Raw genomic sequence first — 26,127 nt, 5'->3', positions numbered from 1 at the left:
ACTCAGGGGGTCCGGGCCAACGGGGCGGTGGGCAGCGGGCTTTGTGACCTCCGGGTGCGGGCGCCGGTGAGTGCGCGCTCACAGATCGACCGGCGTCGCGTCGTCGCCGAGCCCGGGGTGCACCCGCGTCAGCAGGCCCTCTTCCAGCGCGGACGCGTAGATGGCGGCCCGGGTGGCGGCGGGGTGGCTCGGCGGCCAGACCCCGCGGCGGAAGACACACCGGCGGCCGCGGAAGTGCACCACGCTCGTCGCGGCGACGACCACGTCGCCCGCAGCGCCGGGCACGACTTCGCAGGTGAGCGACTCCAGTCCGGCGCCCCGCCGCTCGCACAGGTCCTGGACGGCCCGGCGGGCGGACCGCAGGAACACGTCCGTGTATTCCCGAGGCCCGTCCGGGTCGACGAGGTCTTCAGTCACCGCGGTTGTGCGTCGCGCCGTCCGCCGAGGCGAGGGCGACCTCACCGCCGCCGGCCGGAAGGACGAGGTGGAGGCCGTTGACCTCGACGCCTGAGTCGGCGGCGATCGAGGGCACTTGTTCGTTCACGACGAGTCGGCCACCTCCGACGAGCGGGATCTCCGTATTCGGATCACCCGACACGTTAGCCGGAACTCCCGCGATCTCCAGGGTGAGTGCGGTGCCGCCCGTGGCCTTGCCGCACCGGCCGCTGGAGGTCGCGGTGAGCCCGGACACCTCGATCAGGGGCACGCCGGGCAGTTCGATGCGGACCCGCGGGACGGTCGCGACCGCCGTGACCTTGCCCGGGTCGAGCGTCGTGGTGACCTCGGGGCACAGCTTCCGCGCGGACAGCAGGGCGAGGTGTACGCGAGAGGGCTTGTCGGAGGGGTGTCGGAAGGTCGTCCGGTGACGGAGGGGCGATTACCTCCGACGTAATCGACCGGCCCCCGGACGCCCGGCATGGTGGGCGTACTGGTTCCCGGGCCGGCGCACTCCGGTCCGGGGGCCAGGCATCTCAACTGCAGGAATCCTGCAGAGGTCCCGCTGGAGTCCGAACTCGACGGAGGGTGATCCGCCATGTCCGCAACCCAGTTCGCAGCCCTGGCCCGCACGACCGAGCCGCGCATCGCGCTGCGCCGGTTCCTGGTGCTGGATGCCCTGGTCACCGGCGCCAACGCGGTCGCCTACCTGGCCGCGTCCGGGCCGCTCGGGAGGCTGCTCGGTGTCGGGTCCGGCCTGCTCCTGGAACTCGGCCTCGTGCTCGCGGTGTACACGGCGGCCGTCGGTCTGCTCGCTTCGCGGCCCGAGCCGTCCGCGTGGTCCGTGCGCGCCGTGATCGAGACCAACCTGGCGTGGACGCTGCTGAGTTTCGCAGCCGTCGCCCTGTGGTTGTCGCCGAGCACCGCGGGCGCCGTGTGGGGCGTGCTGCAGGCGCTCACGGTGGCGGGTTTCGCGGCGCTCCAGTACGCGGCACTGCGGGCCCGCGAAGCCTGAGCCTCAGGAGAGTATCGACCGGAGGTACTTGACCGTCGCGGGGTCGGCCGGGAGGAACGTCTCGATGGCCAGCTCGGCGACGGTCACGTCCATCGGCGTGTTGAAGGTGGAGATGGACGAGATGAACGACAGGGTCCGGCCCTCGTGCTCGATCTGCATCGGCAGCGCGAAGTACGGGACCGGGTCCACGGGTTCGTCGTCCACCTCCGGCTCCGGGACCGAGTACGCCGCCACCTCCTCGTACAGGGCACGCAGCGATTCCGAGCGGCGCAGGGCGATCTGACGGTCCATCTGGGCGAGCAGATGATCGCGCCACGCGCGCAGATTGCGGATGCGTGGCGCCAGTCCCTCCGGGTGGAGGGTGAGCCGCATCGCGTTCAGCGGGGGTTCGAGGAGTTGCTCCGGGACGCCGTCCAGGAGCATGGCGATGCCCCGGTTCGCGGCGAGGACGTCGTACGTGGCGTCCACCACCAGCGCCGGATACGGCTCGTAGCCCTGGATCAGCCGTTCCATGCCCTCGCGCAGGGCGTCCATCGAGGGGTCGTCGAGCGGCGTCTCCGGGTAGTGCGGTGCGTAACCGGCCGCGAGGAGCAGCGCGTTGCGGTCCCGCACCGGGATGTCCAGGTGCTCCGCGAGACGCAGCACCATCTCCTCGCTGGGGCGGGAACGGCCCGTCTCGATGAAGCTGATGTGACGGGCCGAGGATCCCGCGCGCAGCGCGAGCTCCAGCTGGCTCACCCGCCGCTGCTCGCGCCAGCCGCGCAGCAGCGGGCCCACGCCCTCCTCGGGACGGCGTTCCTTGCCGGCGCCGTGCACGGCGCCTCTGCCGGCGGGGGCACTGGGAAGCATGGCGGCTCCGGACGCGACAATCCTCATACGAGGACGGTAGTCGAGGAACTGCGGTGGCGGCCGGGCAGCGGCGCCACCGCGGCGAAGGAGCGGCTCGTGAGCGGTGCGGAGATCGGCGAGTGAGCGGTACGGAGATCGGCGAGTGAGTGGTACGGAGGACGGCGAGTGAGCGGTAAGGAGGACGGCGAGTGAGCGTGACAGGGATCGGGCGTCCGGACTGGCAGACCGAGGCGGTCTACCGCGCACGCGTGCGCGGCTGCCTGCTCGGCGGCGCGATCGGAGACGCCCTCGGCTATCCGATCGAGTTCGTCTCCCTCGAAGGGATCCGCTCCGCGCACGGTCCCCGGGGCGTGACCGGTCTCGTGCCCGACGCCGACGGAGTCGTGGGACGGGTCAGCGACGACACACAGATGACGCTGTTCACCGTCGAGGGGCTCGGGCAGGCGCACGCACGAGAGCGCCGCAAGGGCATCGGCGGCGGCGCCCCGCGGCTGGTGCGCTGGGCCTACGAGCGGTGGCTGGAGACCCAACGCAGGCCCGGCCCAGAGGACAGCGCGTTCTCCGGCTCCGGAGGGCACGGCCCCGGCGGATACGGCGGCCCCACCGGTGGTCTGGCCGCGCAGCCCTGGCTCTACGCCCGCCGCGCCCCCGGCAACGCCTGCCTCTCCGGGCTCGAACAGGACCACGTCCCCGACCCCGCTCTGCGGCTCGGTCCGCCGGGGGCCGTGAACCCCCAGTCCAAGGGGTGCGGTGCCGTCATGCGCTCGGCGCCCTTCGGGCTCGGCCCCGTGACGGAGGACGTCGCGTTCGGTCTCGCGGCCCGCTGTGCCCAGATGACCCACGGTCACCCCACCGGGTACTACGCCGCCGGAGCGCTGGCCGCGATGGTCGTGCACCTGGTCGCGGGGGAGTCCGTCGAGAGTGCCGTCCTGCGGGCGCTCAGGCTGCTCGCCCGGCACCCCGGTCACGAGGAGACGTCGGCCGCTCTGCGGCGCGCCCTGGAGCTGGCCGACGCGGGTGACCCCGGCGCGGAGCAGGTGGAGCGGCTCGGTGCGGGCTGGATCGCCGAGGAGGCCCTCGCCATCGCGGTGTACTGCGCGCTGGCCCGCCCCCGTGCGGCCGAGGCACTGCTGCTGTCCGTCAACCACTCCGGTGACAGCGACTCCACCGGCGCCATCTGCGGCAACCTGCTCGGCGCACGCCACGGCGACCACGGGCTTCCGCAGGAGTGGCTGGAGCATGTCGAGGGACGGGCGTGGATCGCCGCGGCCGCCGACGACTTCGCGGCGGAGTGCGTCCGGCGCTGAGCCGTGCCGGGTACCGCCGCGTTCGTTCTCCCGCAGGCGTCCCGCGCCGGGGAAGCCCGGCGACGTGAGCCCGGACCGCGGGAAGGCCCGCCGGGAAGGGATCCGGTCGGCGGAGGCCCCGGTCGGATCAGCACCCCGCCGTTCCGGCGTCCGAGGCAGCGGGGCGGCCCCAGCCTTGCGGAGCGCGGGAACGAGGTCGGCCCTTGCGGAGCCCGAGGGACAAGGCCGGCCCTCCCGAACGCGGGGAACGGGGCCGGCTCTTTTGGAGTCCGGGGAACGAGGCCGGCTCCTGCGGAGCCCGTGGAACGAGGCGGGACCGGGCCCGAGGGGCCGACAACGGCCCGGTGTCCACGGAGCCGGGCGCGAGCCCCTGTGGCACGCTGAGGAATGCGGGAACCCGCAGCCCCCTGTCCCTGAGAGGAGCGAGGTCATGGCCGTCGAGCCGCTGTCGCAGAAGGAGATCGAGGACCGGCTGGCCGAGCTGCCGGGCTGGTCGCTGGACGGCGACCGCCTCGCCCGCTCCTACCGGCTCGGCTCGCACTTCGCGGCCACCGCGATGGTGGTGCACATCGCACAGGTGCAGGAGGAGCTCGACCACCACTCCGACCTCACCCTCGGCTACAACACGATCCACCTCACCGTGAACACGCACAGCATCGGCGGCGCGGTCACCGAACTCGACTTCCGTCTCGCCCGCAGGGTGGAGGACCTCGCAGCGGGGCATGGGGCAAACTGACCCACGTGCTGGACTACGACAGGGAAGCGGACGAGTACGACGCGACGCGCGGCGGCGAGCCACGCGCCGCCGCGGCGGCCGGCTCGGCCCTCGGGCTGGTGCCGGCCGGCGCGCGCAGCCTGCTCGACGTCGCCTGCGGGACGGGGATCGTGACGCGACGTCTCGCCGCGGGCCGGCCCGGACTGCGGGTGACGGGCGTCGACTCCTCCGCGGGCATGGCCCGCACGGCCGCGGTGCGCCTCCCGGGTGCCGTAGTCCTCGGCGACTCCCGTCGACTCCCTTTCGCGGACGGCTCGTTCGACGCGGTCACGGTCATCTGGCTGCTGCACCTGCTGGCCGACGCGGAAGCCGTGGTGGCCGAGGCCGCACGGGTCCTGCGGCCCGGCGGCGTCCTCGTCACCACCGTCGACAAGGACGCCGCGCATCACGTGGACAGCGACATCGACGTGCTCGCCGCGCCCTACCGCACCGGGCAGGCCACGGACGGGGCCGCGCTCGTCACGGCGTACGCCGCCGCGCACGGTCTCCTCCCGAGCGGAACCGCCCGCTTCCCGGGGCACGGTCAGGGCCGCGTCCCGCGCCGGCTGGCCCGCCGCATTCGGGACGGCGTGATCTACCCCGCCGGCGGCACTGAACTCGCCGACCGCGTCGAGGCCCTGCCGGACCCGGACTCGCCGCGCCCGGACCCGGAGTTCACCCTGCGGGCGTACCGCCGGAGCTGAGCCGGCCCGCCGTCACACCGGCTCGCGGCGGGTGAACTCCATGACCCAGTTCGTCACCCACGTCCGCTCCCCGTCCACCGAGAAGGCCTGCTCCCAGCGGGCGGTGGTCGCAGAGATCCCCGACCACACGAAGCGCACCCGTACGTCCTTCCGGTCGTGCGTGTCGTCCCCGAGGAACTCGCCGCGCCCGTCGGGCCCGAACCGCCCGTACACCGGAGGGAAGAGCCTGCCGCTGCGGCTGCTGGACCAGTGCAGTGACCACCGGCGCGCCTCCGGGTCGAAGAGCCGCAGGGTGAGCCCCTTCCAGCCGAGGTCCGGCACGTCCATCTCGTCGATGTCGGCGGCCCCGTCGAAAAGGCTCCGGCAGTGGCTCGTGGCGGGGAACTCCTCCCAGCCGCCGTCCGGGTCGAGGAAGTCGGTCAGCCGGCGGTTGTGGACGTCCCAGTCGCCGAGCAGGAAGTCGAAGTCGTGCGGGGTGCTCATGAGCGGTCTCCCGTGGTTCCCTCGGGCAGCGAGTCGGCCAGGTAGGCCTCCAGGTCGGGGGTGTCGGGGGCGAGCAGATGCCGCACCCAGGCGTCGCGTTCGTGCAGGATCGGCGGCAGCTCCCAGACGCAGCCGATCCAGGGCCGGCCGAGCACGACGAAGTGCGTGGGGTCACGGTCGGGGCAGCCCAGTACCGGCTGGCCCGCCGCCGCGCCGCCGAAGTGCAGGACGTTGTCCCACACCCAGCTGTAGACGTTGAGGTACGCGCCGTCGTCGCCGCCGCGGTGCAGCACGACGAAGGTGGCCGGCGGGGTGCCGTCCGGTTCGGGGAGCAGCCGCGGCAGTATCGCGTACGCCGCCCGCTCGACCTCGGGCGCGATGCCGGCGGGGTCCGCGGTGACGTGGTAGCGCTTGATGTGCCGCCCCGCCACCTCGACGGGCGGCGGCACGGTCAGGAATTTCTCCCGGAAGCCAGGGGAGGCCGAGAAGGTCGTCGAAGCCATGACAGGACGCTAGGCCCGCTCCACTGACATCCTGTGTCAGTGAAAGCCGGCCGACTCGTCTCGATCCTCCTCCTGCTGCAGACCCGCGGCCGGATGACCGCCGCCCAGCTCGCCGAGGAGCTCGAGGTCTCGGTGCGGACCGTGTACCGCGACGTCGAGGCGCTGGGCGCGGCCGGGGTGCCGTTGTACGGAGACGCGGGCCACGCCGGCGGCTACCGGCTCCTCGACGGCTACCGGACGCGTCTCACCGGCCTCACCGCCGGGGAGGCCGAGGCGCTCTTCCTCGCGGGCGTCCCCGGACCGGCCGCCGAACTCGGCCTCGGCCCGGTCCTCGCCGCCGCCCGCCTGAAGGTGCGCGCCGCCCTCCCGCACGAGCTGCGGGGACACGCGGACCGGATCAGCAGCCGTTTCCATCTGGACGCGCCCGGCTGGTACGCGGACGCCGACGACACCCCGTACCTGCCGGCGGTGGCCGACGCCGTGTGGAACGGGCGCGTCCTGCGGATCCTGTACCGCCGCTGGCGCGAGCCGACCGACGTGGAGCGCCGCCTGGAGCCGTACGGTCTCGTCCTCAAGGCGGGCCGCTGGTACGTCGTTGCGGGACCGGGCCCGCGCACCTACCGCGTCGACCAGATTCTCGAACTGGCCTCGACGGAGGTGGAGTTCACCCGTCCCGAGGACTTCGACCTGGCCGCGTACTGGACCGCCTACCAGCAGGACTTCCACCGGCGGCTGCGCCGCGGCCGGGCCGTCGTCCGGCTGGCTCCCGGAAGCCGTCCGAGCGGACTGCCGGCCGACGCGGTGGCCGCCGACGGCCGTACGGACGAGGACGGCTGGACGCGGGTGACCGTGCCCATCGAGTCCGTGGACCAGGCGCACGACGACTTCCTGCGGCTCGGTGCGGCGGTCGAGGTCCTGGAGCCGCCGGAGTTGCGCGAGCGGATCGCCGCGACGGTGCGGGAGCTGGCGCGCCGATACGGATAGAACGTCCACTCCGACGACGGCACCGAGGCGACCCCGTCGCTGTCCGGCGACTGGCGCGAGGAGGTCGTACGGCCGACGGCCGGCAACACGGCGCCCGGTGAACGGGCCGGGGCAGCCGCACGGTCCCGTCGCGCGGCTGCCCCGGTGTGTCCGGATCCCGGGCCGGTCAGGTCGCCGTGCGGGTCCGGTCGTCGAGCCGGAACGACGTGGGTCTCGTGTTCGAGCCCGTCCAGCTGCCCGTGAAGCCGAAGCCCTCCGACGAACCCGGCGCCAGGGTGGCGTTCCGGTTCACGTTCCTCGCGGTCACGCGAAGGCCGGGCGGTCCTCGGTGCGGGTGAGGGCCGCCCGGCCGGGGCCCTGCCGTCAGGGACAGGGCCGTGTACACGGAGCCTCAGCGGGGACTATTCGAGCAGCTCCGCGTACGAGCCCATGGCGAGTGCGATGTCCGCCTGGGCCCAGAAACGGTGGTACGTGAAGGACGGCGCGGCGCCGCCCGCCAGATAGCTCTCGATCTTCGACCAGGCCGGGTCGTTCCTGTAGAAGGACCGGAGCGAGGCGAAGGTCGAGGAAGAGTTGATCTTGTCGCCGTTCGGCATCGTGCCGCTGAAGCCGCTCGGGACGTACACGCCGTCGTCGAAGCGGTTGTAGTCGGCGCGTGTCTCCGGGACCGCTATGCCCAGACTGTCCTGGTAGTTGCTCCACATGCCGTCGAGGAGCGCCTTCGCCGTCGTCTTCGCCTGGGTGTTGCCGGACCTGGCGGCGTAGTACGACAGGGTCTTGGCGTACGCGGCGGCCACCCCGACGTCGTTCGTGTAGTCGGCGACGGCGACGTGAAGCCCGCTGTTGGCGCCGGGACTCGACGCGTTCCAGGTGTCAGGGGTGCCGGACCACTGGAGGGTGGACGGGATCTGGTAGGTGCCGTCCGGGTTGACGGTCGTCTTGGACAGCGCCCAGGAGACCCACTTGTCGAGGATCGCCTTGGCGCTCGCGTTCCCCGTCTGCTGGTAGTACTCGGCGACCCGCTCCATCGACCACGCCTGGAAGCCGAACCACTGGTTGGACGGCGGGTCGTGGTACACCGGCTGCTGGTCGTAGTACATGCCGTAGAAGGTCGGCGTGCCGGCCGGCGGGGTCGCGTAGCGGCCCGCCCAGCTGTTGGTCGCGCCGCCCGCGATGGCGCCCTCGTCCGACTGGAGCCAGCGGTAGAACTCCAGCTGCCGGCCGAGCGACTTGGCCCAGTCCGCCTGTCCGGTGGCCGACTTGGGCTTCAGGTCGGCGTTCGAGCTCAGCGCGTAGGCCGCCAGCGGGTTCTGGTAGCCGCCGTGCGTGTGGCTGGAGCCGATCCGCCAGGCCCATCCCGCGGAGGTGTCGGTGGCGCCGCCCCACGCGTAGTACCAGGACAGCAGGTAGTGCGAGGCGTCCTTGCCGGTGCCGGCCGCGCACGTCGACGGGCCGACGCAGTTGCCGATCTTCTTGAAGTACTTGTCGTACATGGCGTAGCGCAGATAGTCGCCCATCTTCGCGGCCTTGCCGACGGTGGTGGACACGTCGCCGCCCTTGCCCTGGGCCTTGGCCCACACGTCGGCCCAGTACGCGGCCTGCACCGCGCGCGCGTCGGCGTCCGGCGCGTCGGTGTACTTCCACTGCTTCGCGTACGAGGAGTCACCGGTGAACAGGTCCAGGTACCCGTTGGCGCCGCCGTACCTGAAGGCGTCGCAGGTCGGCTGCGGCACCGTCTCCCACACCGACTCCTGCGCGCCGCGCTGGAAGGTGTTGATGTAGGAGGGGCCGGTCGCGGTCGGGCCCGCCTCGCACTTGCCGGGCTCGTCGCCGTAGCCGTAGACGTTGTCGACGTCCTGGAGCCAGTGCATGCCGTACACGTCGTCCGTGCCGTACGCGCTCTTCAGCTCGGAGGCGATCGGGTCCGGTCCCACGGAGACGCCGGTGTCGAGCTTGGCCGGGTACTCGTCCGGGGTGTCCAGCTCAGGGGCGTACGTCGCCGGTTTCGAGGCGTTGTAGAAGGAGTTCGTCGGCTGGTCGGCGTGCGTGGGGATCATGTACGTCTCCATGGTCTGCCACGCGGCGTTGAACTTGGACCAGTCGCCGGTGACCTTCCCGTACATGGCCTGCAGCCAGATCAGATAGCTGTACGCCTCCGACGTCGTCTCGTGTCCCTGGTCCGGCGCCTCGACGATCAGCGTCTCCACCGAGTGGTAGGGGATGCCCTCGGGGGAGAAGTAGCCGTTCGCCGGGTCGGTGATCTTGCCGTAGAGGTCCAGGAACCGTGCGTCGTACGCCTTCGAGGCGGCCAGTTCCGTCACGGTGACCGTGGCCTTGGTGTGGCCGGTCGCCGAGGCGGTGAAGGTGGCGGCGCCGGTGCCCGAGGCGTCGGCGGTGATCGTCACCTTCTGCGCGGTGTTCCAGTTCGACGGTGTGAAGGTGAGCGAGGAGCCGCCGGTGACCGACAGGCCGGTGTTGCCGTCCGTCCGGGCCACCGCGACCGTCACGTTCGCCGACGGCTGGGTGGACAGCTTCACGTCGAAGGTGCCCGCCTTGCCCTGCTGGACGCCGAGCTGAGAGGGCGAGGCCACCACGGCGGGACCCGAGGCGACGGTGATGCCGACCGGCGTGGAGTCGGCGGACGCGCCGAGGCTGTCGTACGCCTTCGCGACCAGCGAATGACTGCCCACGGTCAAGCCATTGGCCGACAGTGTGTACGGCGAGCTCGTGTCGGTTCCGAGCAGCGTGGTGTCGTCGTAGAACTCGACCTTGCTGACGGTCGCCCCGTCGGCGGCGGCCGCGGTCGCCGCCAGCGGTACAGCGTCGCCCTGGGAGTAGACGGCTCCCGCGGTGGGGCTGGTCAGTACGGTCACCGGCGGCTGGTGCGCGCCCGCGCAGCTGGTGCCGTTGACCGCGAAGGACGTGGGGGCGGTGTTGGTGCCGCTGTACGTGAACTGGCCGCCGGTGGTGACGGCGGCCCCGGCGGCGATCGTCCCGTTCCAGTCCGCGTTCTTCACCGTGACCGTCCTGCCGGACTGGGACCAGGTGCCGTTCCAGCCGCTGGTGAGGGTCTGGTTGCCCGCGTAGGCGTAGCTGAGGGTCCAGCCGGCGATCGCGTCCGTGCTGCGGTTGGTGATCGTCAGATCCGCGGTGAATCCGGAGCCCCAGTCATTGGTCCTGTAGTCGACGCTGCACTGAACTCCGGCCGCGTGTGCGGGAGTTGTACCCGTCGCCAGGGTGGTCAGGGGGAGTGCCAGGGCCGCCACGACAGCGGTCCACAGACGTCGCGACGTGCGGCGTCCCGGTCTGGGGAGCATGTGCTGGTTCCTCCTTGCGGCTCGGAGAATGGGGGAGGAGCAACAAGCCTTGAACCAGTGGGAGCGCTCCCATAGTGGAGAGCGGGCTGTGAGCGGTCAAGGTGCTCGGTGAGTCGAAATGATTCGATTGATCGACAACGCAACACCTCTGTCCTTTGCGGACGCTTGGCGCTAACTTCAACCGCACCAGTGGGAGCGGTTCCATCAGTCGACGCGTCCGTAACGACGCGCCCGAGCTGCAAGGAGTCGCTCATGCGACACCCCCCGCGTTCAGGACTTTTACTCGTCGGCGCCGCCGTCGCCCTCGTGGGCACGGCGATCGCGCCGACGGTCACGGCCTCGGGAGCCACTCCCGCGTGCACGGTGGAGTACTCCGTCACCAACCAGTGGGACTCCGGTTTCCAGGGCGCCGTGAAGATCACCAACAATATGGCCCCGGTGAGCAGTTGGAGCCTCACCTTCGACTTCGCCCAGGGTCAGAAGGTCACCCAGGGCTGGAACGCCGAGTGGTCCCAGTCCGGCACCTCGGTGACGGCGGCCAACGAGAGCTGGAACGGCTCGCTGGCCACCGGCGCGAGCGTCAGCGCCGGCTTCCTGGCCTCGTGGTCCGGGAGCAACACGGCACCGACCGGATTCAAGCTCAACGGCACGGCGTGCAACGTGGACGGCGAGCCGACCCCCACCGACCCACCGCCCACCGATCCGCCCCCCACCGGTGAGGCGCCGAAGCTCCACGTGTCCGGGAACAAGCTCGTGGACGCAGGCGGCGCCACCCGCCGGATGCTCGGAGTCAACCGCTCCGGCGGCGAGTTCATGTGCGTCCAGGGATACGGCATCTTCGACGGACCGGTCGACGACGCCGCCGTCAAGGCGATCGCCGACTGGAAGGCCAACACGGTCCGCATCCCGCTGAACGAGGAGTGCTGGCTCGGCCTGTCCAACATCAAACCCGAGTACGGCGGAGCCGACTACATCGCCGCCGTCAAGGACCTGGTGGCCAAGGTCGAGGCGCACGGCATGACCCCGATCGTCGAACTGCACTGGAGCCACGGCCAGTACACCGGCAACTCCGCGGGCTGTTCCGACGTGCACGCCACCTGCCAGAAGCCGATGCCGGACGCGCAGTACGCCCCGTCGTTCTGGGCCTCGGTCGCCGGCACCTTCAAGGACGACCCGGCCGTCGCGTTCGACCTGTTCAACGAGCCGTACCCGGACCGTGCGACGTCCGCGACCACCCAGGCGTGGACCTGCTGGCGGGACGGCGGCACCTGCCCCGGCATCTCCTACGAGGTCGCCGGGATGCAGGACCTGGTCGACGCCGTCCGCGGCACCGGCGCCAGGAACGTCGTCCTGGCCGGCGGTCTCGCGTACTCCAACGACCTCAGCCAGTGGCTCACGTACAAGCCGGCCGATCCCACCGGCAATCTGGTCGCCGCCTACCACGTCTACAACTTCAACACCTGCGCGAGCGAGAGCTGCTGGAACTCGACACTCGCCCCGGTGGCGGCCCAGGTCCCGCTCGTGGCCGGGGAGATCGGCGAGAACACCTGCTCCCACGGCTTCGTCGACACCGTCATGAAGTGGTTCGACGACCGGAACCTCTCCTACCTCGGCTGGACCTGGAACACCTGGGACTGCTCCTCGGGCCCCTCCCTGATCTCCGACTACGACGGAACCCCCACCTCGTACGGCATCGGGCTGCGCGACCACCTGCGCGCCCTCGACGGATGAGACACACACGTCAACGGATAGGACACCCGCACTCATGAGTCGCACCAGAACAGCGTTACTGGCGAGCCTGGTCCTCCTCGGCGGCGCGACCACGACCGGCACCGCTGCCGCCGCCGTCGCCCCCGAACCCGGCATCGCCGCCGTCCCCTGCACCGTGGACTACAAGGTGCAGAACCAGTGGGACACCGGCTTCACCACCGCCGTCACCGTCACCAACAACTCCTCCGCCAAGTCGTCCTGGTCGGTGAAATGGTCGTACGCCGGTAACCAGAAGGTGACCTCCGGCTGGAACGCCAGGATCACCCAGAGCGGCACGGCCGTGACCGCCGCCAACGAGAGCTACAACGGCACCCTGGCGAGCGGCGGTTCGGTCAGCTTCGGATTCAACGCCTCCTACAGCGGCACCAACGCCCTGCCGACCAGCTTCACGCTCGACGGCGTGACCTGCAACGTCGACGACGGAGGCGGCGGCGACCCCGACCCCGGTCCGGACCCCTCCGGCAGGGTCGACAACCCGTACGCCGGCGCCAAGGTGTACGTGAACCCCGAGTGGTCCGCGAAGGCCGCGGCCGAACCCGGCGGCAGCCGGATCTCCAACCAGCCCACGGGTGTCTGGCTCGACCGGATCGCCGCCATCAACGGCGCGGGCGGCAGCATGGGCCTGCGTGCCCACCTCGACGCGGCACTCGCCCAGAAGGGCAGCAACGAAGAGGTCGTCCAGCTCGTCGTCTACGACCTGCCCGGACGTGACTGCGCGGCCCTCGCGTCCAACGGCGAACTCGGCCCGACGGAGATCGACAAGTACAAGACGCAGTTCATCGACCCGATCGCGGCGATCCTCTCCGACAGCAAGTACGCCTCGCTGCGCATCGTCACCACCATCGAGATCGACTCGCTGCCCAACCTCGTCACCAACACCGGCAGCCGCGCCACCGCCACCCCGCAGTGCGACACCATGCAGGCCAACGGCAACTACGTGAAGGGCGTCGGCTACGCCCTGGCCAAGCTCGGCGCGATCCCCAACGTCTACAACTACATCGACGCCGGACACCACGGCTGGCTCGGCTGGGACGACAACTTCGGCCCGTCCGCGACCCTGTTCAAGCAGGCGGCGACCAGTGAGGGCGCGACCGTCGACGACGTGCACGGCTTCATCACCAACACCGCCAACTACAGCGCGCTCAAGGAGAACAACTTCACCGTCGGCGACTCGGTGAACGGCACCACGGTGCGCCAGTCCAAGTGGGTCGACTGGAACCGGTACGTCGACGAGCTGTCCTACGCGCAGGCCTTCCGCGACCAGCTCGTCTCGGTCGGCTTCAACTCCGGCATCGGCATGCTGATCGACACCTCCAGGAACGGCTGGGGCGGCAGCGCACGGCCCACCGGTCCCGGCGCGACGACCAGCGTGGACACCTATGTCGACGGCGGACGCTACGACCGCCGCATCCACATCGGCAACTGGTGCAACCAGTCCGGTGCCGGCCTCGGCGAGCGTCCGCAGGCCGCCCCGGCGACGGGCATCGACGCCTACGTGTGGATGAAGCCCCCGGGTGAGTCCGACGGCTCCAGCTCGGCGATCTCGAACGACGAGGGCAAGGGCTTCGACCGCATGTGCGACCCGACGTACACGGGCAACGCCCGGAACGGGAACAACCTGTCCGGCGCCCTGCCGAACGCCCCGCTGTCCGGGCACTGGTTCTCCGCGCAGTTCCAGCAACTGATGGCGAACGCCTACCCGGCGCTGTAGTCCCGGGCGAACGGATGATCCGCCGGGGCCGGGCCGCAACGGCCGGGCCCCGGTGGATCGCGCACCCACCGCGGTGGTCCTCCGTGACGTGGCGCCGCACCGCGCTGCCACCCACGGGGCCGCCCCGGCGGACGGGCGGACCGGGATTTTGCCGTTCGAGCAACACGGCTGGCCGTTTCCGGGAGCGGTGGCGCACGCTGTCGGCATGCCGAACGAGAGGCCTGCGACCATGCCACAGCACCACGACCACACCTCGCACGACCACACCTCGCACGGGCACGCCGAGCACGGGCGCGCCCCGCACGACCACACCCATGTGGACTTCGCCGACATGCTGCCGCTGCTGGTGCAGGAGGCCGAGCTGTACACCCCGGCCTACGTCGAGGCCGCGGCCTGGCTGCGGGAGGTGCACCCCGGAGCGGAACTGGTCGTGGACGCGGGCAGCGGCCCCGGCGTCATCTCCTGCCTCCTCGCCGACGTCTTCCCGGCGGCGCGCGTCGTCGCCGTGGACGTCGCCGAACCCCTGCTGGCGGAGGCCCGCGCCCGCGCCGGCCGGCTCGGTGTCGCCGACCGGTTCAGCACGGTCGAGGCCGAACTCGCCGACGGGCTCGGCTTCCTGGACTACCCGGCCGACCTGGTGTGGGCCAGCAGGTCGCTGCACCACGTGGGCGACCAGCGCGCCGCTCTAGCCGGGTTCGCGGAAGGTCTCGCGCCCGGCGGCGTGCTCGCCCTCCTCGAAGGCGGCCTGCCCAGCCGGTTCCTGCCGCGCGACTTCGGCATCGGCCGACCCGGTCTCCAGGCCCGGGTCGACGCGGCGCAGGAGGAGTGGTTCGCGAGGATGCGGGCCGACCTTCCCGGCGCGGTGGCCGAGCCGGAGGACTGGCCCGCGCTGCTGACCGCCGCCGGGCTGCGCCACACGGCGACCCGCACGTTCCTCCTCGACCTGCCCGCCCCGCTCTCCGACGAGGCCCGCGCCTTCGTCGTCAGCTCCCTCACCCGGCGCCGCGACGGCCTCGCCGATGCCCTGGACGCCGACGACGTCGCCACCCTCGACCGGCTGATCGACCCGGACGACAAGGCGGGCGTGCACCACCGCCCCGACGCGTTCCTGCTGACGGCGATGACCGTCCACGTCGGCGTGAAGCCCGCGTGAGCGTGGGACTCGGCACCGGCCGGGCCGGGCGAACACCGTGATCCGCGCGCCCCGTACCCGCCGTGTGCCGCACTCCACGAAGTGCGCCGCGAGGATCCGCCGCTTGACGGCCTCGCCCGGCGTCGCGTCGAGCGGCTGACCCGCGGGGTCGCGGACGGCCACGATGCGGGGCGTCGCCAGTATGCGCGCCCGGATCACCGCCGCGGGCACCTCCGTGCCGTACAAGGTGTGCGAGGCGGCCGGACCCCGGTCCAGGGCCAGGTCGCGCAGTCCGTGCACCGAACCGGGATCGGGCAGGGACCACACCCGGCGCGCGGCGGGCCGCGTCGGCGGTGTGCGCGCGGGCGGGCGGCGGACCGACCCGGGACCAGTGGCGCGCCCATCTGCCCGACGTGCCGTTCCGGCGGACGTGTTGAGGTGCGCGGTGTTACGGCGGGACGCCCTGCGTCAGGGCCGCCGCAGAGCGTGGACGCCGGGCCCGTCGTCCTGCGCCGGTGCCGGGCCGGGGCTCCGGGGCCTTGACTTCGAGAGTGCTCCAAATGATGAACTCGCGGCGTTCACCGAACTCATATGGGGGTAACCATGACCGACTCTCCTGTCACGCTCATCACCGGGGGCGGGAGCGGTATCGGCGCCGCGGTCGCGCGGCGGCTGCTCGACGCCGGTCAGCGGGTGACCGTCACCGGCCGCGGCGAGGAGCGGCTGCACGCCTTCGCCGAGGAACTCGGTCGCCCCGAAGCCCTGTTGACGATTCCCGGTGACGCGGCCGACTACGAGCACGTGGCGGCGGCGGTCGAGGCGACGCTGAAGCGATTCGGGCGGCTCGACACCGTCGTCGCCAACGCCGGCTTCGCCACGCACGACACCGTCGCGGAGGGCGACCCGGCGGGGTGGCCCGAGATGGTGCTGACCAATGTGCTGGGTCCGGCGCTCCTCATCCGGGCCTCCATCGAGGCGCTGAAGGAGAGCAAGGGCCGGATCGTGCTGATCGGCAGCGTCGCCGGACACGTCTTCACGCCCGGCAACATCTACGGCGCGACCAAGTGGGCGGTGACCGGACTCGCCGAGAACACCAGGCGGCAGGTCACCGAACACGGCGTCGGCGTGACCCTGATCTCGCCCGGCCGCGTGGAGACCCCGTTCTGGGACGCCTACGGCAGCCTGCCGCCGGGCCACCTGCTCACCGCGGACCAGCTCGCCGAGTCGATCGTCTGGGCGATGGGGCAGCCGAGCGGTGTCGACGTGAACACCGTGGTCGTACGACCGGTCGGCCAGCCCGTCTGACCCGTTGCGCGAGCGCGAGGGGGAACCGCGTGACCGGCCGCGCGCGGCACGCGATTCCCCCACCGCACCGGCAGGGCAGATCAGTTGTCCTGCAGGAACTTCTTCGCCAGCGAGTCACCCAGCGACACGGCCGCACTGTGACTCTCTATGGGCGACACCTGGGAGTTCTTGAAGAGGATGTAGGTCACGCCGGAGTCGGTGCCCCCGGTCTCCGGGTCCGGGTCGATGCCGAGCGCGTTCGCGGTGGCGTACGAGGCCTCACCGATGATCTGCGTGGGGCCGGTGTCACCGACGACCGCGTACTCGACCTTGTTGTTGTAGATGACTGCGACCACGCCGCCGCCCTTGATGCCCGCGCTCGTGTACTTCCAGATGCTGCTGGAGCTGGGCACCACCACGTAGGGCAGCGAGTCCGCGCGCAGCGGCTTTCCGTCGGACTGGTGGAAGGCGGTGTCGTCCTGGAACCAGGGATCGGTGTCGCCGTTGCACTTGGTGGTGACCTGGCCGTCGCAGTCGATGTCCATGTCGGCCTTCCAGAACACCGCGCCGTTCTTGCCGCAGACGGGCACGGTGGCCGAGGTCTCCTCGTCGGTCCGGTACTTGCCGTTCGAGATCTGCGAGCAGGACGTCACCTTGGCGAGCAGGTCGGCCGCGCTGACCGAACCCTCCTGCGCCGATCGGGGGGTGGTGGTGCCGGAGGCGCTGGCCGGGAGTGCCGCGGCGGCCAGGAGCGCGGCGCCCGCGGCCGCGGCGAGGGTCAGTGTTCGAGAACGCACTGTGGGGGACCCTTCTGTTAGGAAACTTTCCTTACCGGGTTGCCGTACAAGGTGGACCCGCTTGCATGACCGCGTCAACCCCTGCGGGGGACTTGGTCCGGTCCAAGCCGTCGAGGCTCAAGAAGCCCGGGGAACGGGGGAGTTGGAAAGAGCGTCGGCCCGGACGCACGGTGCGCGTCCGGGCCGGCAGGTGTTCCGGGACGGCTCAGCCCATGTCGAACGTCGCCGGGTTGGGACCCAGGCGGCGGTCTTCGTTGAGCGCGCTGATCGCGGCGATGTCCTCGGCGTCCAGGGAGAAGTCGAACACGTCGATGTTCTCCTCGATCCGGGCCGGGGTCACGGACTTCGGGATCACGATGTTGCCCAGCTGGAGGTGCCACCGCAGGACGATCTGAGCGGGAGTGCGGCCGTGCTTCTGGGAGATGGCGACGATCGCCGGGACCTCCAGGAGGCCCTTGCCCTGGCCGAGCGGGGACCAGGCCTCGGTGGCGATGCCCTGCTCGGCGTGGTACTCGCGGGCCGCGTGCTGCTGGAGGTGCGGGTGCAGCTCGATCTGGTTGACCGCCGGGATGACGGACGTCGCCTCGATCAGCTTGTCCAGGTGCTCCGGAAGGAAGTTGGAGACACCGATGGCCTTCGCGCGGCCGTCCGCGTGAATCTTCTCGAAGGCCCGGTACGTGTCGACGTACGTGCCTCGGGACGGCAGCGGCCAGTGGATCAGATACAGGTCCACGTACTCCAGGCCGAGCTTCTCCAGCGACGTGTCGAAGGCGCGCAGCGTCGAGTCGTACCCCTGATCAGCGTTCCAGAGCTTGGTGGTGACGAAGAGGTCCTTGCGGGGGATGCCGGAGGCGGCGATGGCCTTGCCGGTGCCCTCTTCGTTGCCGTAGATCGCGGCGGTGTCGACGCTGCGGTACCCGGCCTCCAGCGCGGTGGCGACAGCCCGCTCCGCCTCGTCGTCCGGCACCTGCCAGACACCGAAGCCCAGCTGCGGTATCTCGACGCCGTTGTTCAGGATGATCGGGGGGACCTTGCTCACGAGCTCTCGATCCTTCAGTCGTCGGGTGGTACTCCCATGGTCAACGATCACGCGCCGTGATGCATTCCTGACCGGTGGATTCCCTATGGATTCATGGTGGGGGCCGGGCACCGGTGCCGCGCGTCGGCGGAAGTCGGCCGGAAGGGGATACGCCCCTCCACCGGGGCGAGGGGAGTCGGTCATTGGGCACATCCGGAAGAGCGCTGCCGGGCGCGGCGCTGGGACACCACGGCGGCGGTGCCGGCGGGCCTGTCCGCCGACACGGCCCACACCGCCTCCGGGCAGCTGAAATGGTCCGCGTCGGCGAGCGCGGACGGCCTGGGCGCCTTCGACACCGCGACCGCGCCGACTCACCCCCGGGAGGCCGGCCGCACATCCGGGGTGCACGGTCTACGCCTGGTACAGGGCCTCGACCTCGGTCGAGTACGCCTTCTCGATCGCCTTCCGCTTCAGCTTCAGCGACGGCGTCAGCAGCCCGTGCTCCTCGGTGAACTGGTGGGCCAGTATCCGGAACGTCCGGATCGACTCCGCCTGGGAGACCAGCGTGTTCGCGGCGACCACCGCGCGCCGCACTTCGGTCTCCAGGTCGGGATCGCGGACCAGCTCGGCGGGCGACAACTGCGGCTTTCCGCGCATCCCGAGCCAGTGCTCGACGGCCTCCGAGTCGAGGGTGACCAGCGCGGCGATGTAGGGCTTGTCGTTGCCGACGACGATGCACTGCGCGACCAGCGGGTGGTCGCGCACCCGCTCCTCCAGGATCCCCGGCGAGACGCTCTTGCCGCCGGAGGTCACCAGGATCTCCTTCTTGCGCCCGGTGATGGTGAGGTAGCCGTCCTCGTCGAGCGAGCCCAGGTCGCCGGTGGCGAGCCAGCCGTCGTGCAGGGTGGCGTCGGTGGCCTTGGGGTCGTTCAGGTATCCCTGGAAGACGTTGCCGCCGCGCAGCCAGATCTCGCCGTCGTCGGCGATGTGCACCGTCGTGCCGGGGATCGCCTGCCCGACGGTGCCGAACCTGGTGCGTTCGGGGGGGTTGGCCGTCGCGGCGGCCGTGGACTCGGTGAGCCCGTACCCCTCGTAGATGAACACGCCGGCGCCCGCGAAGAACAGTCCGAGCCGCCGGTCCATCGCCGAGCCGCCCGACATGGCGTGCTTGACCCGCCCGCCCATCGCGGCCCGCACCTTGGAGTAGACGAGCTTGTCGAAGAGCTGGTGCTGCATCCGCAGGCTCGCGGACGGCCCGGGGCCGATGCCCCACGCCTTCGCCTCCATCGCGTCGGCGTAGCGCACGGCGACCTCGACGGCCTTCTCGAACGGCCCCGACTTGCCTTCCTTCTCGGCCTTGCGGCGGGCGGCGTTGAAGACCTTCTCGAAGATGTACGGGACGGCGAGGAAGAACGTCGGCCGGAAGGCGGCCAGGTCGGGCAGCAGAGCGGCCGCGTTCAGCTGCGGCTGGTGGCCGAACTTGACCTTCCCGCGGAACGCGGCGACCTGCACCATGCGCCCGAAGACGTGCGCGAGCGGCAGGAACAGCAGGGTGGCCGCCTGGTCGCCGCGCTTGGAGTGGAAGACGGGCTCCCAGCGTTCGATGACCGTGTCCGCCTCGAACATGAAGTTCGAGTGGGACAGGACGCAGCCCTTGGGGCGCCCGGTGGTGCCCGAGGTGTAGATGATCGTCGCGATCGACTCCGGCGTGACCGCCCGGCGGTGCCGGTGGACCACCTCGTCGTCGATGTGCGCGCCCGCCTCGTACAGCTCCTGGACCGCACCCACGTCGAGCTGCCAGAGCTGGTGCAGCTGCGGGAGCCGGTCCACGACCGTGGCGATGGTCATCGCGTGGTCCTCGTGCTCCACCATGATCGCCGACACCTGGGCGTCGTGCAGCATCCAGAAGACCTGCTCGGCGGAGGAGGTGGGGTAGACGGGCACGACCTGGGCGCCGATCGTCCACAGCGCGAAGTCGAAGAGCGTCCACTCGTACCGGGTGCGGCACATGATCGCGACCCGGTCGCCGAAGCGGATGCCCTGGGCCAGCAGACCCTTGGCGAGCGCGAGCACCTCGTCACGGAACTCGGCGGACGTGACGTCGCGCCACTGGCCCTGGTCGTCCTTGCGTCCGAGTGCGACGTGGAGAGGGTCTTCCTGGGCATGGTCGAAGACAACGTCAGCCAGGCCGCCCACCGGCGGCGCCGACGCCAATGGGGGGTTGGTGAACTCGCGCAATCCCGCTCCTTGTGGCGCTCCGCACAGCGCCGTGAAAGCTACCCCACCCGGCCGCCGGGCGGGAGGGGGCTCGAACCACCGGGCGTCCTGGCGAATGCACAGGTCAGCCGTGGAAATGCCCTCACAAGGGGAAGGGCCGGACAGAATTTCTTACTGTTCCGTAAGTTTCCGGCCCGCAATCTCCACGGAATCTGTACGACCCGATTACGGTGGACGGCATCTTGTAAACCGGATGTGGAGCATCCGATTCCGCAGAGTGAGGTCCTGACGGATCCTCTGCCCAAAGAGCCGTAACCCGCGCCTCCACCCCGTGCGACCTGCCCCTCTGCTTCAGCGTGGCCGGGGACCGGCTGTTCGGGCCGGCGCGCGTTCGTGCGGAGCCGGCCGGGTCGTGCGGCCGTGCGTCCGGGGCGGCCCCGCCGGTTCGTGAGGCGTGCGTCCGGGCGGGCCCGGTCGTTGCCGTGCGGGCAGCGGGCAGCGGGCAGCGGGCAGCGGGCAGCGGGCAGCGGGCAGCGGGCAGCGGGCAGCGGGCAGCGGGCAGCGGGCAGCGGGCCGGTGGTCGGCGGAAGCTGTGCGCGTGTGGGGGAGGGGCGGCCGTCGACCGCCGGTCCCGGCCGGGCGACACCGTGCGATGGCGCCCTGGCAGCGGCCGGGCGGCCGTGTCACACGCGCCGCCCGCGGTGCAGCCGGTCGCCGCCGGCCAGGATCGCCGCGGCCAGCGCGTCCGCGGCGCCCTGCGCGGACGTGCGCCGCCGCCCGTGGACCAGCACGAAGTCGACCTCGCCGAGCTCCGGCAGCCCCGCCCGTTCCGGTACGCGGACCAGGCCGGGCGGGATCAGCCCCCGGGAGTGCGCCATCACGCCGAGGCCCGCGCGGGCCGCCGCGATCAGGCCGTTGAGGCTGCCGCTGGTGCAGGCGATGCGCCAGGGGCGGCCCTGGCGCTCCAGGGCCTCCAGAGCGAGCGCGCGGGTGATGCCCGGCGGCGGGTAGACGATCAGAGGGACGGGCCGGTCGGGGTCGAGGCGCAGCCGCTCGGCACCGATCCACACCAGTCCGTCGTGCCAGACGAGTTCGCCGCGCGGGTCCTCGGGCCGCCGCTTCGCCAGCACCAGGTCGAGCTTGCCCGCGGCGAGCTGCTCGTGGAGTGTGCCCGACAGTTCGACCGTCAGCTCCAGGTCCACCTCGGGATGGTCGTACCGGAAGCCCTCCAGGATCTCCGGGAGCCGGGTGAGGACGAAGTCCTCGGAGGCGCCGAACCGCAATCTGCCGCGCAGGCGAGTCCCGGTGAAGAACGCCGTGGCTTGCTCGTGCACGGCCAGGATCCGGCGGGCGAAGCCGAGCATCGCCTCGCCGTCCTCCGTGAGCTCCACGGAGTGCGTGTCGCGGGAGAACAGCTGGCGTCCGGCGGCGTCCTCCAGGCGGCGCACGTGCTGGCTGACCGTGGACTGCCGCAGCCCGAGTCGGCGGGCGGCCTGCGTGAAGCTGAGCGTCTGGGCCACCGCCAGGAACGTACGCAGCTGGGAGGGGTCGTACACGGCGACACGTTATCGCGAATCGTGATGGCAGTCAGAACGGTATGACGGATTCCCGATCGCGGTCCGGGAGAGGACGATGGAGAGGGCACGATCCGACCTCGTGCGACCGACACGACCTACGTACAGAACCGAGCAGTGGAGCACCGTGAAACGCCTGAAGTGGCCGAGCCGGCTGCCGATCGACCCGTACATCCTGCTGTTGCTGGGGACGGTGGGCCTCGCGGCCCTCTTCCCCGCGCGGGGTACGGCCGCCGACGTCGCGTCGGGCGCGTCCACGGCCGCCATCGCCTTCCTCTTCTTCCTCTACGGGGCGCGTCTGTCGACCCGTGAGGCGCTGGAGGGGCTCAAGCACTGGCGGCTCCACGGCACCGTCCTGGCCTGCACCTTCGTCGTCTTCCCGCTGCTCGGCCTGGCCGCCCGGGGGCTGGAACCGGTGTTCCTGACGCACGACCTCTACACCGGACTGCTCTTCCTCACCCTGGTGCCGTCGACCATCCAGTCGTCGATCGCCTTCACCTCCATCGCGCGAGGCAACGTGCCCGCCGCGATCTGCGCGGGATCCTTCTCCTCGCTGGCGGGCATCGTCATCACCCCGCTGCTCGCGGCGGCCCTGCTCGGCAACAGCGGCGGCGGTTTCTCCACCGACTCGCTCGTCAAGATCGTGCTGCAACTGCTGGTGCCGTTCCTCGCGGGTCAAGTGCTGCGCCGCTGGATCGGTGGGTTCATCACCCGGCACAAGAAGGTGCTCGGATACGTGGACCGCGGCTCGATCCTGCTCGTCGTGTACACCGCGTTCAGCGAGGGCATGGTGCAGGGCATCTGGCACCAGGTGAGCCCCGTGCGGCTGGCGGGACTGCTGCTCGTCGAGGCCGTGCTGCTCGCCGTGATGCTCACGCTCACCTGGTACGGCACGAAGGCGCTCCGCTTCGGCCGGGAGGACCGGATCGCGATCCAGTTCGCCGGGTCGAAGAAGTCGCTCGCCTCGGGACTCCCCATGGCCGGCGTGCTGTTCGGCACGCACGCCTCGCTGGCCGTGCTGCCGCTGATGCTCTTCCACCAGATGCAGCTCATGGTGTGCGCGGTGATCGCCAAACGCCGGGCCCGCGACCCCGAGGCCGCTGGGCCCCCGCGCCGATCAGCCGGAGCGTCACGAATCGCGGTCGGTACAGGGACACGTTCCGGCTGATGTTCGCCTGCGCGGTTGCGCCCGCCGAGGTCAGCCAGTTCACGTCGTAGCTGAGCACGATCCGGTCGCCGTCGCCCAGTTCCGGATGGACCTGCGGGTTGTACGCGGCCACGTCGCCGCCGGGGAGCGCGGGGCTGAAACCCCGGACGGGCCCGTGCCAGGGGCCGGTCGGTGAACACGCCCAGTACGACGTGATCGTCGTCAGCCCCGCGGTGCCGGCCGCCATGGTGAACAGGACGTACGTGCCGCCGTCGCGCAGCACCGTGAACGCGCTGCCCACCCCCGTGCGCCGCCCGTCCCCGAGGACCGGCGCCGGGCGCCCCCGCACCGTCCAGGCCGAGCCGTCCCAGTACTCCCAGGCGCCCGGCTCCGCGAGCCGGCCGTGCGGCACCCGCGCGACGTAGGCCCGCGACACCGGCCGTGCGGCGGCCTGCCCGTCGTCGCCGCCGAAGACGTACGTCCACTCGCCCGCGTCGACCGCCGAGGTGCCGAACAGCACCCGCCGGGAGGCGTCGGCGACGGCACGCTGGTCCAGGACGGTGGTGATGCCTTCGAGGCGCAGGTCCGGCAGCGAGAGCGTGGCGACCTCGGTGGCGGTCGGTACGCCGTAGATCCAGGGCGCCTGGCCGGCCGCGCGGGTCCACAGCAGGACGCGGACGACCTGGTCCGCGGAGCCGTGGGAGCGGGGCTCGACGCGGGCGGCGACCGGCCAGCGCCACTGCTGCGGCGCCGGGTCGGGGAAGACCGGGGCCGGCAGGGTCGTCCGCAGCCGTCCCCCGCGGGACATCACGACGGCGGAGTTGCGTACGAGCGGAGTGTTCGTGTCGCGCCACGCGTAGGACTCGCCGACGGGGTTCGGCGGGCCGTGCACCTGACCGAGGTAGGTGTCCGAGAAGAGCCACAGCACCCGCCCGTCGGGCAGCCGCACCGAATGGGTGCCGTCGCCGCCGGTCCAGTCGTCGGTGCGCGTCGGGTCGTCCCCGTACCGGGCGAACTCGCCCGTGAGCGCGGCGTCCGCGCTCCAGGACCGCGGCGTGCGGGGCGCGCACGTGCCGCCGCCCTCCCGGTCGCGGTCCGGGAGGGCGGTGAGCAGCACGGCGGTGCAGACGAGGGCCAGCAGGAGGCCGGCCCCGGTCGCGTTCCGCCGTCGTGCTCGTGCGTCGTCGGGCACGGACGGGACGTTAGTGGGCTCCGCTCACATGGTCCATGGGCAGCCACAGGACGGTGTCCCGGGTCACGGCGTCCTGGCGCGTGCGCAGCCCGGCCAGCTCGGCGTCGCTCAACGCCCGGTCGTGGACGCGGACGTCGTCGATGGCGCCGGTGAAGTACGCACGGCTGTCCATCCGTTGGCCGATGTGCACACCGAAGGGCGAGTTGCGGCTGACCGATCCGGGAACGTCCGCCGTGCTGACGGCGGTCCCGTCGACGAACAGGGTCAGCTGTCCCTGCCCGCGGCGCAGTGCCAGCAGGTGCCACTGGCCGTCGTTGTAGGCGCCCGTCGTGCGGACGGACGCCGTGGTGGGGGCCGACGCGCCGTTGCGGGTGGTGACCAGCCCGGTGATCCGATCGGAGGCGGGTTCGCCGCGCAGCCACACCTGCGGCTGCGTCGTGCCGATGCCGCCCATCCACAGCAGCGGTTGCTCGCCGGTGGTGGCGGTGTAGCGGAACCACAGCGTGGCGGTGAAGTCCTTCGTCCCGAGCGGCAGCCGGTCCTGGTACGGCAGCCGGACGGCGTCGTCCCTGCCGTCGAAGGCGAGGGCTCCGCCGAGCACGCCGTCGGTCTCCCGGGCTCCGCCGAGGACCGCGGCGCGCCGGGCGTGCGGGGCGAGGTCGGCCGTCGTCGGGTCCGGGCCGCGCCGCGGGGTGAGCCAGTCCTCGGTGAAGCGGGCGAAGCGGATCTCGTCGCGGGCGTCGACCGCGCCGCCCTCGTACAGCAGTCCCACGGTCCCGGTGTCGGCGCGCACCAGGTCCGAGTAGCCGGACCAGTCGGTGGTGACGACCGTGCCGCGGTCCACGCTGTCCCAGGTGCGTCCGCCGTCGTACGAGGAGCGGATCATCATGGTGCGACGGCGGTCCGGGTCGCCGGGGCAGGCCAGCAGCAGCCGCTTGCCGAGGGGCAGGGACGAGCACTGCACCTGCGGGGCGTAGAGGTCCGGGAGGTCGCGGAAGGGGGCCACGAAGCTGTCGCCGCCGTCGCGGCTGACCGCCTGGGTGCGGTGCCCGAGGTCGGTGCCGTCCTGTTCCCGGCCGCTCACCAGGACCGAGCCGTCGGCGCGTTCGGCGAGGGTCATCTCGGACGGCTTCTGCCGGAAGGTGCCGTCGCCGGCGATCGGCCACGAGTCCGTCGCCCCGACGTCCCAGCTGTCACCGCCGTCGTCGCTGGTGATGAGGGCCGCGTGGTTGGCGGTGACCCGGCTGCCGTTCCACGTCTCGGTGTTGACGCCGAGGACGAGCCGTCCCGCGTGCTTTCCGCGCGTCAGCTGGATGCCGTGCACCGGGCCGGTGGCGTACCAGGAGTTCCACTCCGGCGGGAGGATCTCGTCGCTCAGGTCGCGCGGCGGCGACCAGGTCCGGCCGTCGTCGTCGCTGTACTGGAGGTGCGGTGTGCGGTCGCAGGGCACGGAGCAGCCCGCGCTGTCCGCGCGGCCCGTGTTGTACGTCTCGGCGAGGAGGATGCGGCCCGTCTCCCGGTCCACGACGGGCGCCGGGTTGCCGTGGGTGTCGCCGCCGCCGTCGTTGACCACCTGGAGGGGACCCCAGGTGCGCCCGCCGTCGGTGGAGCGCTTGACGACGATGTCTATGTCGGCGGCGTCACCGCAGTTGAGGACGCGGCCCTCGGCGAACGCCAGCAGGGTCCCCTCGGTCGTCCGTACGACGGCGGGGATGCGGAAGCAGGCGTAACCCGGGTCCTGGGAGGCCTTGAACAGCACCTGCTGTCCGAACTCGCCTTTCGTGGAGGTCTGTTCGGCGCCGGCGGGGGCCGGCAGTGCGAGGAGCGCGGCTGCGGTGAGTGCGGCCGTGAGGGTGGCTCCGACGGTGGATCTGAGGCGTGCGCGGAGATGTGACGGCATGGTGCGACCTGCCCTTCATCCGTCCGGGCAATCA

Annotated in this window: 22 protein-coding genes and 1 pseudogene; 10 read left to right on the top strand and 13 right to left on the bottom strand. The window is 71.6% G+C overall.

The window, feature by feature from the left end; genetic code table 11:
* Positions 1–78 precede the first annotated feature (78 nt).
* Together H305_RS0119275 and H305_RS0119270 are read right to left on the bottom strand one after the other, a co-directional pair.
* A complete protein-coding gene (locus H305_RS0119275) occupies positions 79–417 on the bottom strand; it encodes a hypothetical protein (protein ID WP_037764531.1) in 339 nt (112 codons plus the stop codon).
* Positions 410–820: pseudogene (locus H305_RS0119270) on the bottom strand (choice-of-anchor P family protein); the annotation flags it as partial. The pseudogene H305_RS0119270 and the gene H305_RS0119275, both read right to left, overlap by 8 nt.
* 213 nt (positions 821–1,033) lie before the next feature.
* Between H305_RS0119270 and H305_RS0119260 the strand changes: the two are divergent.
* Positions 1,034–1,450: a hypothetical protein gene (locus H305_RS0119260; RefSeq protein WP_028801819.1), complete on the top strand. Its 417-nt coding sequence runs from the start codon at positions 1,034–1,036 to the stop codon at positions 1,448–1,450.
* 3 nt (positions 1,451–1,453) lie between these two features.
* Here H305_RS0119260 and H305_RS0119255 read toward each other — a convergent pair whose 3' ends face one another.
* Positions 1,454–2,326, bottom strand: a complete 873-nt coding sequence (locus H305_RS0119255; RefSeq protein WP_037764529.1) for a helix-turn-helix domain-containing protein — start codon at positions 2,324–2,326, stop codon at positions 1,454–1,456.
* A 161-nt stretch (positions 2,327–2,487) separates the two neighbouring features.
* Between H305_RS0119255 and H305_RS0119250 the strand changes: the two genes are divergently transcribed.
* The 3 genes from H305_RS0119250 (at position 2,488) to H305_RS0119240 (ending at position 5,064) form a co-directional block, all read left to right on the top strand.
* Positions 2,488–3,606, top strand: a complete 1,119-nt coding sequence (locus tag H305_RS0119250; protein ID WP_078629126.1) for an ADP-ribosylglycohydrolase family protein — start codon at positions 2,488–2,490, stop codon at positions 3,604–3,606.
* 430 nt (positions 3,607–4,036) lie between these two features.
* The gene (locus tag H305_RS0119245) at positions 4,037–4,342 is read left to right on the top strand and encodes a 4a-hydroxytetrahydrobiopterin dehydratase (protein WP_028801816.1); all 306 of its coding nucleotides are present in this window, start codon (positions 4,037–4,039) and stop codon (positions 4,340–4,342) included.
* Positions 4,343–4,347: 5 nt separating this feature from the next.
* Positions 4,348–5,064 carry a class I SAM-dependent methyltransferase gene (locus H305_RS0119240; protein WP_028801815.1) on the top strand — a complete coding sequence of 239 codons (717 nt, stop codon included), beginning with the start codon at positions 4,348–4,350 and terminating at the stop codon, positions 5,062–5,064.
* Positions 5,065–5,076: 12 nt separating this feature from the next.
* Here H305_RS0119240 and H305_RS0119235 read toward each other — a convergent pair whose 3' ends face one another.
* Together H305_RS0119235 and H305_RS0119230 are read right to left on the bottom strand one after the other, a co-directional pair.
* On the bottom strand, positions 5,077–5,547 hold the full coding sequence (locus H305_RS0119235) for a hypothetical protein (RefSeq protein WP_028801814.1): 471 nt from the start codon (positions 5,545–5,547) through the stop codon (positions 5,077–5,079).
* Positions 5,544–6,050 carry a hypothetical protein gene (locus tag H305_RS0119230; protein WP_037764528.1) on the bottom strand — a complete coding sequence of 169 codons (507 nt, stop codon included), beginning with the start codon at positions 6,048–6,050 and terminating at the stop codon, positions 5,544–5,546. Before H305_RS0119230 ends, H305_RS0119235 begins: the two co-directional genes overlap by 4 nt.
* 39 nt (positions 6,051–6,089) lie before the next feature.
* Here H305_RS0119230 and H305_RS0119225 point away from each other — a divergent pair, with 39 nt between their 5' ends.
* On the top strand, positions 6,090–7,034 hold the full coding sequence (locus H305_RS0119225) for a helix-turn-helix transcriptional regulator (protein WP_028801812.1): 945 nt from the start codon (positions 6,090–6,092) through the stop codon (positions 7,032–7,034).
* A gap of 166 nt (positions 7,035–7,200) precedes the next feature.
* On the opposite strand, the gene H305_RS54885 is transcribed toward H305_RS0119225, so the two are convergent.
* Positions 7,201–7,341, bottom strand: a complete 141-nt coding sequence (locus tag H305_RS54885) for a cellulose binding domain-containing protein (protein WP_324608108.1) — start codon at positions 7,339–7,341, stop codon at positions 7,201–7,203.
* A gap of 94 nt (positions 7,342–7,435) precedes the next feature.
* Complete coding sequence (locus H305_RS0119215) at positions 7,436–10,351, bottom strand: glycoside hydrolase family 48 protein (RefSeq protein ID WP_028801811.1); 2,916 nt, start codon at positions 10,349–10,351, stop codon at positions 7,436–7,438.
* Positions 10,352–10,603: 252 nt separating this feature from the next.
* Here H305_RS0119215 and H305_RS0119210 point away from each other — a divergent pair, with 252 nt between their 5' ends.
* The 4 genes from H305_RS0119210 (at position 10,604) to H305_RS0119195 (ending at position 16,269) form a co-directional block, all read left to right on the top strand.
* A complete protein-coding gene (locus H305_RS0119210) occupies positions 10,604–12,082 on the top strand; it encodes a cellulose binding domain-containing protein (protein WP_028801810.1) in 1,479 nt (492 codons plus the stop codon).
* A gap of 34 nt (positions 12,083–12,116) precedes the next feature.
* Positions 12,117–13,832 carry a glycoside hydrolase family 6 protein gene (locus H305_RS0119205; protein WP_028801809.1) on the top strand — a complete coding sequence of 572 codons (1,716 nt, stop codon included), beginning with the start codon at positions 12,117–12,119 and terminating at the stop codon, positions 13,830–13,832.
* A gap of 229 nt (positions 13,833–14,061) precedes the next feature.
* Positions 14,062–14,985, top strand: coding sequence for a class I SAM-dependent methyltransferase (locus H305_RS0119200; protein WP_028801808.1), 924 nt, complete (start codon positions 14,062–14,064; stop codon positions 14,983–14,985).
* A gap of 582 nt (positions 14,986–15,567) precedes the next feature.
* Entirely contained in the window at positions 15,568–16,269 is a 702-nt protein-coding gene (locus H305_RS0119195; protein WP_028801807.1) for an SDR family oxidoreductase, read from the top strand.
* Positions 16,270–16,349: 80 nt separating this feature from the next.
* On the opposite strand, the gene H305_RS0119190 is transcribed toward H305_RS0119195, so the two are convergent.
* The 4 genes from H305_RS0119190 to H305_RS0119175 all read right to left on the bottom strand — a co-directional run bounded on the left by H305_RS0119190 (position 16,350) and on the right by H305_RS0119175 (position 21,836).
* Entirely contained in the window at positions 16,350–17,045 is a 696-nt protein-coding gene (locus tag H305_RS0119190; protein WP_028801806.1) for a glycoside hydrolase family 75 protein, read from the bottom strand.
* A 205-nt stretch (positions 17,046–17,250) separates the two neighbouring features.
* The gene (locus tag H305_RS0119185; RefSeq protein WP_028801805.1) at positions 17,251–18,084 is read right to left on the bottom strand and encodes an aldo/keto reductase; all 834 of its coding nucleotides are present in this window, start codon (positions 18,082–18,084) and stop codon (positions 17,251–17,253) included.
* A gap of 390 nt (positions 18,085–18,474) precedes the next feature.
* A complete protein-coding gene (locus tag H305_RS0119180; RefSeq protein WP_028801804.1) occupies positions 18,475–20,301 on the bottom strand; it encodes an AMP-dependent synthetase/ligase in 1,827 nt (608 codons plus the stop codon).
* Positions 20,302–20,963: 662 nt separating this feature from the next.
* Complete coding sequence (locus tag H305_RS0119175) at positions 20,964–21,836, bottom strand: LysR substrate-binding domain-containing protein (protein ID WP_028801803.1); 873 nt, start codon at positions 21,834–21,836, stop codon at positions 20,964–20,966.
* A 145-nt stretch (positions 21,837–21,981) separates the two neighbouring features.
* Here H305_RS0119175 and H305_RS50760 point away from each other — a divergent pair, with 145 nt between their 5' ends.
* The gene (locus H305_RS50760) at positions 21,982–23,022 is read left to right on the top strand and encodes a bile acid:sodium symporter family protein (RefSeq protein WP_078629123.1); all 1,041 of its coding nucleotides are present in this window, start codon (positions 21,982–21,984) and stop codon (positions 23,020–23,022) included.
* On the opposite strand, the gene H305_RS46440 is transcribed toward H305_RS50760, so the two are convergent.
* Together H305_RS46440 and H305_RS0119150 are read right to left on the bottom strand one after the other, a co-directional pair.
* Complete coding sequence (locus H305_RS46440) at positions 22,904–24,193, bottom strand: DUF4185 domain-containing protein (RefSeq protein WP_158690550.1); 1,290 nt, start codon at positions 24,191–24,193, stop codon at positions 22,904–22,906. The genes H305_RS50760 and H305_RS46440 overlap by 119 nt on opposite strands.
* A gap of 10 nt (positions 24,194–24,203) precedes the next feature.
* Complete coding sequence (locus tag H305_RS0119150) at positions 24,204–26,093, bottom strand: sialidase family protein (protein ID WP_028801799.1); 1,890 nt, start codon at positions 26,091–26,093, stop codon at positions 24,204–24,206.
* Positions 26,094–26,127: the final 34 nt, after the last annotated feature.

The sequence above is a fragment of the Streptomyces sp. 142MFCol3.1 genome (genome assembly GCF_000424945.1).
GTDB classification, from domain to species: domain Bacteria; phylum Actinomycetota; class Actinomycetes; order Streptomycetales; family Streptomycetaceae; genus Streptomyces; species Streptomyces siamensis.
This window is presented reverse-complemented; position numbering and strand designations above follow the sequence as displayed.